Annotated in this window: 13 protein-coding genes; 7 read left to right on the plus strand and 6 right to left on the minus strand. The window is 59.8% G+C overall.

Annotated features, from left to right (window positions below):
- Window positions 1-295: 295 nt before the first annotated feature.
- The 5 genes from qatD to qatA all read right to left on the minus strand — a co-directional run bounded on the left by qatD (window position 296) and on the right by qatA (window position 5272).
- Entirely contained in the window at window positions 296-1060 is a 765-nt protein-coding gene (gene qatD, locus IG194_RS02720) for a Qat anti-phage system TatD family nuclease QatD (RefSeq protein WP_058130937.1), read from the minus strand.
- Between the two features lie 4 nt (window positions 1061-1064).
- Window positions 1065-1343 (minus strand): hypothetical protein, encoded by a 279-nt coding sequence (locus IG194_RS32665; RefSeq protein ID WP_225617164.1) that lies wholly within the window; start codon window positions 1341-1343, stop codon window positions 1065-1067.
- Between the two features lie 170 nt (window positions 1344-1513).
- Window positions 1514-2434 (minus strand): Qat anti-phage system QueC-like protein QatC, encoded by a 921-nt coding sequence (gene qatC / locus IG194_RS02725; protein WP_225617165.1) that lies wholly within the window; start codon window positions 2432-2434, stop codon window positions 1514-1516.
- Window positions 2431-3030, minus strand: coding sequence for a Qat anti-phage system associated protein QatB (qatB, locus tag IG194_RS02730; RefSeq protein ID WP_197674141.1), 600 nt, complete (start codon window positions 3028-3030; stop codon window positions 2431-2433). Before qatB ends, qatC begins: the two co-directional genes overlap by 4 nt.
- Before the next feature lie 295 nt (window positions 3031-3325).
- Window positions 3326-5272, minus strand: a complete 1947-nt coding sequence (gene qatA / locus IG194_RS02735) for a Qat anti-phage system ATPase QatA (protein ID WP_058487217.1) — start codon at window positions 5270-5272, stop codon at window positions 3326-3328.
- Window positions 5273-5470: 198 nt separating this feature from the next.
- Between qatA and IG194_RS02740 the strand changes: the two genes are divergently transcribed.
- From IG194_RS02740 to IG194_RS02765, 6 genes are all read left to right on the plus strand, one after another.
- Window positions 5471-5743 carry a hypothetical protein gene (locus IG194_RS02740; RefSeq protein WP_003150493.1) on the plus strand — a complete coding sequence of 91 codons (273 nt, stop codon included), beginning with the start codon at window positions 5471-5473 and terminating at the stop codon, window positions 5741-5743.
- Window positions 5744-5841: 98 nt separating this feature from the next.
- The gene (locus tag IG194_RS02745; RefSeq protein WP_058487216.1) at window positions 5842-6810 is read left to right on the plus strand and encodes a DUF932 domain-containing protein; all 969 of its coding nucleotides are present in this window, start codon (window positions 5842-5844) and stop codon (window positions 6808-6810) included.
- A 154-nt stretch (window positions 6811-6964) separates the two neighbouring features.
- On the plus strand, window positions 6965-7366 hold the full coding sequence (locus tag IG194_RS02750) for a hypothetical protein (protein WP_058487215.1): 402 nt from the start codon (window positions 6965-6967) through the stop codon (window positions 7364-7366).
- A gap of 122 nt (window positions 7367-7488) precedes the next feature.
- Window positions 7489-8493 carry a YqaJ viral recombinase family protein gene (locus IG194_RS02755; protein ID WP_058487214.1) on the plus strand — a complete coding sequence of 335 codons (1005 nt, stop codon included), beginning with the start codon at window positions 7489-7491 and terminating at the stop codon, window positions 8491-8493.
- Window positions 8494-8572: 79 nt separating this feature from the next.
- Window positions 8573-9493, plus strand: a complete 921-nt coding sequence (locus tag IG194_RS02760; protein WP_058487213.1) for a hypothetical protein — start codon at window positions 8573-8575, stop codon at window positions 9491-9493.
- Between the two features lie 46 nt (window positions 9494-9539).
- Window positions 9540-9707: a hypothetical protein gene (locus tag IG194_RS02765; RefSeq protein WP_176707148.1), complete on the plus strand. Its 168-nt coding sequence runs from the start codon at window positions 9540-9542 to the stop codon at window positions 9705-9707.
- Here the strand turns inward: IG194_RS02765 and IG194_RS02770 are convergent.
- Entirely contained in the window at window positions 9704-9949 is a 246-nt protein-coding gene (locus tag IG194_RS02770) for a helix-turn-helix domain-containing protein (RefSeq protein ID WP_082996236.1), read from the minus strand. The two genes, IG194_RS02765 and IG194_RS02770, sit on opposite strands and share 4 nt — an antisense overlap.
- Window positions 9950-10072: 123 nt before the next feature.
- On the opposite strand from IG194_RS02770, the gene IG194_RS02775 reads away from it, so the two are divergent.
- The gene (locus tag IG194_RS02775; RefSeq protein WP_141679724.1) at window positions 10073-10660 is read left to right on the plus strand and encodes a hypothetical protein; all 588 of its coding nucleotides are present in this window, start codon (window positions 10073-10075) and stop codon (window positions 10658-10660) included.
- The last annotated feature ends 839 nt before the right edge of the window (window positions 10661-11499 follow it).

The following is an 11499-nucleotide window of genomic DNA, read 5'->3' on the forward strand; positions in this document are numbered from 1 at the left end:
GACCAACTACCATATCGCCGTGACACTCTATATTTGAGCCAACACCACCGAAATCTTAAAAGCCAACCAAAATATAATTCCGCACATCTAATCCAATCCATAAACACCCTGTACTCAACAGCAATAAGCTCCCTATTATCGTCTCAGTAGAAAACGCAGACATGCTTGTGTTGGTTCAATGATTCTTCAGGTCACCCACTACCGGGCGAAGCGTCTTTCTCAGAGCCCGAAAGTCCATGATCTTGTTGCTCCGAGCAGTAGCCAACAGGCGGAGAAAGCCCTCTCCCCCGACCTGTCAGGCCGTCACCAGGCGTTTTAGGTTCTGCAGGATCACTTTGGCCGCGTGTTCCGCCGTCACCCCATGAACCTCAGCAATTTCTCCGACCGCCCGGGCCACCTGTGATGGGCGGATCGGACTGCCATCGCGCTGTACGAACGGACCATCCGTCTCAGTCAACAAGCGGTCCGGTGGCAAACTGGCGACCAGCTTCCGATGCTTGGGCGAACGCAGCATCTCCTCATTGACCGAGAAGTAGCAGCCCATCTCCACCGCACGACGCGCTTCTGCGGCCGAGCCGGTGAACCAGTGCAGGATCACCCCCCCCCGTTCGGGCGGCAGCGCCCGTTCGAGATGCCCCAGCACCTTACCAACTGCTCGCACGCTATGAATGCTCAGGATCTTGTCACCTTGCTCTGCACATGCTCGCAGGATGCGCTCGAACACTCGCTCCTGAGCCTCGAAGCTGCTGTAAAAGCGAGGTCCCGCATCCAGCCCAACTTCCCCGACATATCGAGCATCGGGCAAGTAGCGCTCGAACAGAGGCAACTCGCCCGCCCGTTCAGCGACAAGCTGCGGGTGTAACCCTAGCCCAACGCGAACGTAGGGCGAACGCTGGGTCAGCTCACGATTGCGGGACCAAGCTTTGGGCGTAGTGGTGACCGCGAGCGTCGCCACACGCTCGCGGTCGCATTCGGCGATGAGCGCCTCATGGTCGCTGTAGAGGTCAGCATGGCAATGGAAGTCGACCCACAGGGGCGATGATTTTTGCATCGGTACGATCACGTCAAAGAGGGCGCGCTTGCACACCCTGAAGCAGTCGCCCGACCTCACTCAGTCCCCGCACGTATACGGCCTCGTAATCGGACAACTTGTCGGGATGATCGATCAGCGGACCCGGCTGGTGAATATCGAATCGCGCACGGCCAGGCCTCCGCGCGAGCCGCGCCAGGGCGAGCTGAAACGAACGCACATGCTCCCCTTCCGCCTTGTTGGTATCCAGCACCTGGGCCTGCAGGTCGGCAATGCGGTACGGCGTATTGTCGCTACCAAAAGCCTCATACAAGGCGGCCCGCCGAATCAAGCATGGCACACATCGACCGCAGTGTTTGGGCGAACGCTCGGTCGGGTCTGGATCATAGCGTCGACTCAGGGGAGACGAGCAGGACATCGTACTGCTTGCAGTTCGCTGGAGAAAGGCCTGGTCTCGGCATTGCCTGGCCATTTCTCCCTTCGTCATGAGGAGTATGGGTTCTCCAGCTGGGCCCGGATGCCGAGTCCGCGAAGGAGGTCGTCGAAGCGCGCCATGTAATAGGGGTGTGTCGTCCGGGTGCTCAACGAGCCAACGCGCAGGGGGTCCAACGGCACGTTGAGCGAGATCAGGCCATTTTCCGGCACGTGGATGACCATGTCCCCGCCCACCGCGTCCGCCGCCATTGCTGCAAGGGAGAAGAAGAGAAAAGATCGGCCCCGGAGTGTGTCTTCGCCGCCGTTTTCATCAACTATGTCGTTCGGGAAACCCACCCGAGCGCGGACATGTTCAAGGGGGCTGCCGAAGTATGTGGTCAGGAGCTCCGCACAACTGGACTGGTACGAGCTAGTGAGCCCATCCCAATAGTGGCTGACCAGCAAAGGCGCCATCCCATCCGAGATCAAGTCGATGGCCCCGATGAAACTGTCCAGCCCTCCAGAAAACAGACACACAGAAGTGGGATGGACCATGCGCAACTGCGTCTGCTCCGGTGCGAGTCCACCTCCAAGGGTTGGGCGTGGACGGAAATGGACACCCCAGCGATCCCCGGTAAGGAAGTTCAGAAGCTTCACGATCAGCGGCGCAAGGCTGCTCCAGAGTTGCGGGTCAGCAACCGGGAGATGGACATCGATTTCCCGGGTCCAGGAATCCTGAGCATCTTCGTCGCGTGAAATACGGGTGTCGGCGGCGGTCACCGCAGCCGCCAACAGAGCCAGATCCACGGATTTCTCCGAGGGAGTCAGGCCCAACTCGTTGAGGGCGCTCAGTGCCTGCCATAGGCCGAAGTTAAGGTGGCCATGTCCATCCAGGAAGTTGATCGTGGTCGGTTGCGTATCGAGACGGCTCGTGGTGACCAGGCGTGTATCCGTGGCTCCGAGCCTGGCAATGATGGAGTGATGTTTCACTCGGCTTCCTCCCCAGCAGCTGCAATGAGGTCGAAGGCAGTCTCATAGATCTGGTTGACCTTCACTTCGATGTCGCGATCCGACAAGTTCGCAACCCCATCCAGGCGCCCCGCGAGTTGCCCCCGCGTCGCGCCCGATACGAAGTCATGCAACTGGTCCTGCATATGTTCCACCGCAGCCACATCATTGGGCAGCGTAATTCCACGCCCCCCCATGTCAGCCATGACCCGCCCCTCGATCGAATGGACAATGAAATCCAGGAACACGTCGTTCAGTTGCTCACGGGTCAGCGTATCGAAGCTGCCAACACCGGCATCGGCCATATCTGCGATCGTTTCAACCATGGCTTGGCGGGCGATACCTTCGTCGACTGCGCCACCCGGCGGACAGATGAACTCCATCAGCGCCACGAAAACATCCGCGGCCGGCTGTCCAGCCAGATTGCCGAGGTTGAGCTGGCGTAGCATCTGCTCGGGCCCCAACTGCTGGATATCGCGGACGATGCCGAGTATCCCCCGGGCTGCCACTTGGGACGACCCCATCCGGCGGCTAGCGCGCCGGGCACCGCCCGTACCGCTGCGTATATAGCTCGCCATGGCCCTACCCAGCGAACTGCTGCTCCCTGTATTGGCGAACCGCGAGAAATTGCCGCGCGCCCCTCTGAAGGAGGTACCCGCCCCACCGATATCTGGCGGTCGTGGAGCCACCGGCTGCTGCCCTGGTGCGCCCGGCGCCACAGGAGTGCCAGGCGCACCTGGCTGCGCCGGTTGAGACGGTGCGGATGCCGGTGCTACCGGCGGGCGAGGAACGGTAGGAGGTGGCGGATTGTCCACAAATGACGGAACCAGGCCACTCGCGGGCCCTCCGTAGGCTTTGGAAGTACCCATTGTCTCAACCCTGTCCCTGTAGCTTGAGAATGCCCTGCGCCGCGGTTTGCAGGGTTGTGTTTTCGGTCTGCTCCGCCCAGCCCCTCAATACGACCTGGAATTCTGTGTCGAATGCGTCCTTGAAACAGGTAGTCCAGCTCGATGCCGCCCAGGCCCGGATCTTGTTGGTGGGCAACTCACGCACAAAGTCCAGCAGCCTGCGCTGGAGCTGCGGGTGTGCTTCGACCAGACGAGCCAGGCCATCGATACCCTTCGGCTTCCTGGTAAAACTGTCCTCCTGGAAGATTCGGCTACGGATAGCCTCGAAGACCTCCTCTGGTTCCGCGCCGGTGAGCTTGCCCAGCTCACCGCTCGCTGCGCGTACCATAATCAGGGGACCCATCAGCTTTTCGACGATCTCTTCCAGGTGGCTGACGGCCACCGATCCCCCCAGGGAGCTGCGCTTGTCACGGGTCACGAAGACATACGGACGCAGATCGACGCCGGCGAGCACGGGCTCAATGGCAGCCCAGTCTTTCGCCCATTGGTGCTTCTCCCACTCGGTAACCTCTGGAGCTATTGCCTGCATGACCTTGCGCGTCTTCTTGGTCGTGGCCTCTTCGCCGTCTGCCTGCTCTACCTTGGCCTCGGTGCGAATCTGCGCCTCGAACTGGCGGATCGCCTCGGGCTTGCCATCCGGATGTCCCGCGGCCAACCGGGCGATCTGCTCGTAGAAGTCAGGATAAAAACGTTCGGCCAGCATGATCTTCGCCAGAATGGGGCGCTGGATGTCAGCCCCAAAGCCCCGCTCGTCCGCGATGGCATGGCGAAGCATCAGGGAGTTGAGAAAGCGCTTAATCTGCCGCGGATTGCCGCGCGTGCCTTCGCTGAGAATCTTGGTCACATGCGCGCTGATCACCAGCGCCTGGTCGATTTCCGACGGTACCGTCCCTCCCATGCTCTCCTCGACCGTCCTCCGATCCAGACCGCGACTCTTCCAGGGTCGCTGCATGTCTTTACGCGCTTCGGCCAACAGGTTCTCAAAGCGTTCATCAGTCGCCCCCAAGGCGTTCTCGGCGAGTAGCAGGGTTACGTACACGCGGGTTTCGGCCACGCCCAATGCAGGAATGCGGAACGGGACCTGGATCAGTTTCTCAAGATAGTTGCGGGCGTAAGACACAGGTCCGACGCTCTGGGGAAGATCGGGGAAGTGCTCTCGCACGGCATACTCAATCATCATCTCGTCGGCGCCGATGACAAACGCCGTCCGCTCGACAAATAGGAACAGCCGGATGGCCTCCAGAGTGGCAATCGCCGTCTTCGGCAGACAGCGGTCCAGGTCATCGACGATGACCACCAGCTTGTCCACATCCGCTGCGTCGAGCAGTACCTTGAACTCCGCACGGAAAGCGTGAATATGCTCGGGAAGATGGTCAGCGGAGTCGTCTGCGTCCCTGAGAAAATCGCCTGCTTTTTCGGCGAAAGACTTGATGTCCTCGGCCGAGACACTCTCCTGCGGCTTGGCCAGGAACCCGGACGCAAACTCATAGGCACCCTTGAGCTGATCCAAGGTGGGAATCCCAGTAAAGGCCGTGAGCGCGAACCCTCCGGTTTTTCGGGCAAGCTTGAGCCAGTCGACGCGTTTGAGGACCTTCTTCGCCGCATCGGCCACCTTTTTGGATGTGGGCCTGGCACGGCGCAGCTCATCGACAATTGTCTCGATGACAACGGTCTTGGCGTCCTCGAATCCTTCGAAAGTCCAGCCGTTAAACCACAGACACAGCGTCCGGTCGTTGCCTTCGAACGAGGCCTCCAGCATTTTCAGCACACTGGATTTTCCCGCCCCCCAATCCCCGTGTACGCCAATGGTGATCGGAGTTTCCGGTGTTTTCCCGATTAGCTTCACCACCGTCTTGGCGATCGCTTCGTAGTACAGCAGATCGGTCGCCGTTTCCTGATCGTTCAAAAACATGCGGTTCCCTCCCCAGGCCAGCGTGCACTGTACCCATTTTTCTCAACAGGTTGGAATCAAGCAGACAAAGCTCTTTCGATTCGAAAAATATTCAGCCCTACATCACTGCCATGACATACCCACCATGGAGGCCTTCCAGCCATGTCATTGCAGTGCCCTCGCTGTAACTCTCCCAAGATCGCATCCCTGCATCCCGCCATGAAGATCGGCGCCCTGGTTGGCACCGTCGGTGGCGCAGCGCGTGGTGCATCCGCAGCTCTTGCTGGCGGCCAGGCCGGTGCGGCAGTCGGAGCCATTGCCGGTCCGTTGGGCATCACCCTCGGCTCGTTGTCCGGCGCCATTCTCGGCGGCCTGGCAGGGGGCGTAGGTGGCTGTGCGCTCGGTGCCCAGCTAGGCGATCAGTTAGATCGCCATGTGCTCGCCAACAACCTCTGCCTGATCTGCGGTCATCGCTTCAACCTGCCGACCTGATCGGCTTCGTTCTTCGCTCCCCTTCCCTTTCATTCCTTCCGCCGGTGCTGCGCTTCGCGCAGCGCTTTATGCCGGCTATTGCTCACAGGAAACTCATCATGGCTCATCTCATCGAACGTATGGCCTATGTCGGCGAAGCCCCCTGGCATGGCCTGGGTAGCCGCCTGTCCCCAAAACAACCGCTGGAAGTCTGGCAGCGTGAAGCCGGCATGGACTGGCAGATCCAGGAAAGCCCGGTTCACTTCAAAGCGGACGCGGTCGGCCACCTGGGCAGCATCCACTCCTTTCCCGAACAGAAGGTGCTCTACCGCTCCGACAACAAGGCACCGCTCTCGGTAGTCTCCCAGCGCTACCAGGTGGTGCAGCCACGGGAAGTGCTGGAGTTCTACCGCGACCTCACCCAGGTCTCCGGCTACGAGTTGGAAACCGCTGGCGTACTCAAGGGTGGTCGTAAGTTCTGGGCGCTGGCACGCACCGGGCAGAACACCTCGCTGAAGGGTAACGACCTGGTCAATGGCTACCTGCTGCTGGCCACCTCCTGCGACGGCACCCTGGCCACCACGGCGACGCCGACCACCGTGCGGGTGGTGTGCAACAACACCCTGACCATCGCCGTCGATGGTGCTACCCGGGCGATCAAGGTGCCGCACAGCACGCGCTTCGATGCCCAGGCGGTGAAGAAGCAACTGGGGATCGCCGTCTCGCAATGGGACGAGTTCATGTACCGCATGCGCCACCTGGCCGAACGCAAGGTGCAGTGGCACGAGGCAATGGGCTACTTCATGCAGGTGCTCTGTGATGCCCAGCCCAACAACCCATTGCCGGATGCCTTGCCGAACGAACGCGCGCTGCGTCGGGTGCAAAGCCTGTACGAAGGCCGCGGTCGTGGCTCGCAGTTGGAAGCCGCCAACGGTACTGCCTGGGGCCTGCTCAATGCCGTCACCGAGTACGTCGACCACGAGCGCCGGGCGCGCAGCAACGAGTACCGCATGGACTCGGCCTGGTTTGGCCAGGGAGCAGTGATCAAGCAACGCGCCCTGGAGGCGGCCCTGCAATTGGTAGCCTGACGACAGCTCCCTCTTCTCGTTATTCATCTTCGCCCAAGCAGTTCTGCGGCTACAGCGATTGCTCGTAGGTACCACAGCTGTGGGCGCTCCCTTCCACCCGCCGGGGTTCCACTCCCGTGGAGTGGGCTCCGGTGTTTCATTGGAGGCCTCTCTCATGGGCTGGCTCTTCTCATCCCGTACCCGGTCAGAACTCATCCAAGATCTGATCCGCCCCGAAGACACGGCACGAGCCAGTGTTCGTGTGCTTGTGCACACCTTGCGCGGAAATGTGCTGTGGTCCGTCAGCGAAATGACGGCGAAAGCTACTGGTGTCTACCCAGACCTCGCGCCTGGCGAGTCGATGCGCTACATCCGCTGCGACCTGCTGCAACGCAGCGGCGGCGAGTGGGGCTACAAAGCCATGGATGAGTCCATGGCGCCGTACTACTACAGCTGCCCGCTGCGCTATCTCGACATGGCCAAGGAACTCTCGCCCGGCTGGCGCGAGAAAGTGCGTGCCCATCACGCACGGCAACGGCAGCCGGCGGCCTCCACAGCCGTTGCTGTAGCCCGGTAAGTGGGAGTGATCGCAGCACCACCTGGATGTGGTCCTCCCATTGATGGCCTGACGGCCGCCCATTCCCCGATGCCCGACCGGCTCTGCCGGCCGGGCATTTTTATATCCGGAGAAAAACCCTCATGACTCATGCCCATTCCACGTCCAACAGGACACGACAGCGCCCTGCCCTGCGCCTGGTCGGTACCAAGGACCTGTCCCGCAACGACTGGCTGGCCGTGCGCAAGCACGGTATCGGCAGCTCGGATGCTGCGGCTGCGGTCGGCCTCAACCCCTACAAGTCGCAGCTGGAGCTGTGGCTGGAGAAGACCGGCCGCGATGCCGGGCTGCCCAAGAGCGATCCCAACGACGAGGAAAGCCCAACCTACTGGGGCAACATCCTCGAGCCCATTGTCGCCAACCACTATGCCCGCCGCACTGGCAACCGGGTACGGCGGATCAATGCGGTGTTGCAGCATCCGGATCCGAAACTGGACTGGATGCTGGCCAACATCGACCGCGAGGTGATCGGCGCCAGCGACGTACAAATCCTCGAATGCAAGACCGCCGGTATCGACGGCGCCCGTCTGTGGAAGGAAGGTGTACCGGTCTATGTGCAACTGCAGGTGATGCACCAGTTGGCGGTCACCGGCAAGCAGGCGGCCGACGTGGCCGTGTTGCTCGGCGGCCAGCACCTGGAGATCCATCGCATCGAGCGCGACGAGGAGCTCATTGCTCGGTTGATCGAGCTGGAGCGCGACTTCTGGGGCTACGTGCAACGCGATACGCCACCACCGGCGGACGGCTCCGACTCGGCGGAGCAGGCCCTGCGCTGCCTGTACCCGGAGGACCAGGGTCACACCCTGGACTTCACCCAGGATCCGCGGTTGTCGGCCGCCTTCGATGAACTGCAGGTAGTACGCGCCAACCTGGAACTGCAGGGCAAGCGCGAGGCCGAGCTGAAGCAACAACTACAGCAGGCCATGGGCGATGCCAGTCGGGCGCTGTTCGCCAACGGCACGGTGTCCTGGCGCAAGGCCAAGGACAGCGTGGTGCTCGATGTGCCGCGGCTGCTCAAGGAAAAGCCCTACCTGCTGGCGCGCTACCCCACCACCAAGGTCGGCAGCCGGCGCTTCCTGATCACCTGAATTCGATTCCCCCCTTGACCACCCCCGACGTTTCCCCTGCGCCGGGGTGGTCCTTTTATTCATCCACTGGAGAACCACCATGCTCAAAGGCTTGGCCATTACCCCGCCGGTGCTCGGGCGGATTTCCATCGGCAAGGTCGTCGAGAAGAACGGCAAGCGCCTGCCGGAGAAGGACGATCAATTCACCCTCACCTCGCAGGTCCAGCTCCGCGATGGCTGGCTGGCGCATCCCCTGGACGAGGAGCTGCGCAAGGTCCAGGGCGGCAAGATCCGCAGCATTCCGATCCGCCTGCTGTTCAACGCGCCGGAGCTGAACTTCCGCGCGGAGTACTGCCTGTTCGATCGGCAGTCCGGACGGCCGCTGTGTGTCGGCAACGGCGAAACCTGCAAGCGCCGCAGCCAGGACGGTATCGCCTCGCTGCCCTGCCCTTCGCCGGATGGCTGTCCGTTGGCAAAGGGCGGTGCCTGCAAGCCCTATGGTCGCCTCAACGTCGCCATCGGCGATGAGGATCCGCTAGGGTGCTTCGTGTTCCGCACCACCGGCTTCAACAGCATCCGCACCCTGGCAGCCCGGCTGCAGTACCTGCAGGCGATTTCCGGCAACCGCCTGGCGTGCCTGCCGCTGGAGCTACGCCTGCGTGGGAAGTCCACCCGACAAAGCCACGGCTCGCCGATCTTCTACGTCGACATCACGGTACGCAGTGGGCTGTCGATGGAGGAAGCGCTGCAGCAGGCGCGGGAACTCGATGAAGCGCGCCAGGCCTCCGGCTTCGACCAGGTGGCGCTGGATGCCACCGCACGGCTGGGCTTTGCCAATGGTGCCTTCGAGGACAGCGATGAGGAGACCGGAGCCATCGCCGAGGAGTTTTTCCCGGAGCCGACTCCTGAATCGCCCCCTTCAACTGTTCCTGCAGCAGAGCCACACACTGCACCGAAAACCACCCTGTCGACGCTGCTGAAAGCCCGCGCCGAAGCTCGTGCTCAACACACCGCGGAGTGACATGCGCGGCATCCCCCATCGCTCAACCTACAAGGAGGATCGCGCCATGAACCTGGTGCGCTTCATTGGTTTGCTGTTCGTGTTCATTGGGGTGCTGGCCAGCTGTGCAGTGGCCGTCGTGCTGCTGGTGCTCATGCTGCGTCTCTGGCCACTGCTGCTGATTATCGTGCTGGCATGCGCAGTGTTTGGACGACTGCTAAGCAAACAGGACTAAAGCCCAGCATCAATCAGCAGGTCAGATGGCTTGCACCGGATAGCTGCCGCTATCCGACAAATGTTCAGGAAGGTGACGTTCCTTTCACCCCTCTCGATTTTCCCCATATGGGAACGATCTATCGACGCCGCGTCAGCTAGCGCCTCTTGGGACAGATCAAGAGCTAGGCGACGAGCACGTACGGCCGCCCCCAGCTTCACGAGGTCACGGTCTTTATCTTGGATAGCGGAGATTCTTGCCATGGCAAAAATCGTCAAGCTATGATGGCAAAACGACCACGGCATTTACGACCCATCTGATAACGGACCGGCACTCCCAGAGTGCATTCGCCTACTACATCCCCATCAGGAAAAGGAAAAAATCAAATGCTCAGAAAGATTCTCTTGGTCTCATTACTAGGATGGGGCGCCAACCTCTACTCCATAAATGCCGCTGCCTGGCAGGCGGCAGATGTACAGGAATGCCCTGTAAGCAAACAAAACGCAAAGTGGTTGGACTGCTCTCCAGAAGATATACCAGCCAAACTCCCCTACAAGATGGATGATGGCAGCGTCAAAGTTCTTGAGACTCGGCTGACTGCGTTCTGCAAGCAAGGCACTTGTGCGTACTATTATCAATTACCTAATGGCTTCTGGGACTCCAACGGTGATTATGCTGGGCAAATCCAACAACAGGATCTGAACATCATTTCCCTTCCAAGGGGCTACTATCTGGGTAATGCCAAAGACGGGCGGATCGTAGCTTACCTAAGAGGAACCGGCCCCGAAAATGGCGGAGACATGGCTTCTGCCTTACAAATGCCGAAAGAAGAAGGTAGCAACAACCCTGATATTGATGCATGTGTCGATCAGTGGGCGGCCGACTTCCGGAAAAAGAATGGCAACGAAGCTCCAATAATGTTCGATTTCTTTGATGAGTGGGAAAACATGTGCAAGGAAGGGAAACGCCCCTAACAAAACTTCGGTAGCGGGGCGTATCACCCTGCTACCGAAACTTCTTTATTTTGCCTTTAAATTTAAATAAGCCGAATCACAGAATCATAAGGGTGCCCTATGTACGTCAACGTTTACAAGTGCGACGAAATCCCCAATGAACAAATCGTAGAAAGACAAAGAAAAAAGAAAGCTTTACCCTGGAGGAAGTCAGCACAATGAAATTTAGCGCAACAGTCGAAAACCTTGAACGGCTCATTGAAAAGCAAGGACTCAAGTGCCGAATATACACATCCGGTCGGATTGCAGCTGCAGGCGACTCGGTGGCAGGGGGAATAACCGGGGGTTTCGCGACAAGAATTGTCGCCCCTTGGCTGCAGCATGGCGCCGCCAGATAGCCATGAGATGCAACCATGCCGTTCCCATCACGCCCATTTACCCTTATCTGTCAATACTGCTCCTGGAAAAAAACGATACTCCCCAGCAGCGACGTGCTAGTGCTACATCGTGATTGGTTCCTCAACTGCCCTAACTGCCACACCCCCACGCCTCAACGTCGCAATGCAGCCCACAAGGAAGTGCTAAAAGTACGCCTAGAGCAATTCCTGAAATTTGGTGAGTAATCCTTAATACACGCGACATAAGCTGTCGCACCCATCAGAGAAAATTTCAGCATGTTTAGGAGGCCACCTGTATGAAAAACCTACTTGCCGCTATCGGATTTGTTGTGGTGTTGAAGAAAGTTTATGAGTTGTACCTTGAATACAGCGAGCTGAAGCGTGAGAAGGAAGCACGGGCTCCTTCTTCTTCCTGATGAACACGCGGAGCCGCAGCCGGTGCTCAAGTTTCATGCAAACCAG

Source organism: Pseudomonas sp. ADPe, assembly GCF_014843515.1.
GTDB lineage: Bacteria > Pseudomonadota > Gammaproteobacteria > Pseudomonadales > Pseudomonadaceae > Pseudomonas > Pseudomonas citronellolis.

What these genes read in the sequence shown, in the direction of transcription:
- qatB (WP_197674141.1), bottom strand. Translation starts at nt 3,030, where the DNA reads ATGGCGAGCTATATACGCAGCGGTACGGGCGGTGCCCGGCGCGCTAGC.
- qatA (WP_058487217.1), bottom strand. Translation starts at nt 5,272, where the DNA reads ATGTTTTTGAACGATCAGGAAACGGCGACCGATCTGCTGTACTACGAA.
- IG194_RS02740 (WP_003150493.1), top strand. Translation starts at nt 5,471, where the DNA reads ATGAAGATCGGCGCCCTGGTTGGCACCGTCGGTGGCGCAGCGCGTGGT.
- IG194_RS02745 (WP_058487216.1), top strand. Translation starts at nt 5,842, where the DNA reads ATGGCTCATCTCATCGAACGTATGGCCTATGTCGGCGAAGCCCCCTGG.
- IG194_RS02750 (WP_058487215.1), top strand. Translation starts at nt 6,965, where the DNA reads ATGGGCTGGCTCTTCTCATCCCGTACCCGGTCAGAACTCATCCAAGAT.
- IG194_RS02755 (WP_058487214.1), top strand. Translation starts at nt 7,489, where the DNA reads ATGACTCATGCCCATTCCACGTCCAACAGGACACGACAGCGCCCTGCC.
- IG194_RS02760 (WP_058487213.1), top strand. Translation starts at nt 8,573, where the DNA reads ATGCTCAAAGGCTTGGCCATTACCCCGCCGGTGCTCGGGCGGATTTCC.
- IG194_RS02765 (WP_176707148.1), top strand. Translation starts at nt 9,540, where the DNA reads ATGAACCTGGTGCGCTTCATTGGTTTGCTGTTCGTGTTCATTGGGGTG.
- IG194_RS02770 (WP_082996236.1), bottom strand. Translation starts at nt 9,949, where the DNA reads ATGGCAAGAATCTCCGCTATCCAAGATAAAGACCGTGACCTCGTGAAG.
- IG194_RS02775 (WP_141679724.1), top strand. Translation starts at nt 10,073, where the DNA reads ATGCTCAGAAAGATTCTCTTGGTCTCATTACTAGGATGGGGCGCCAAC.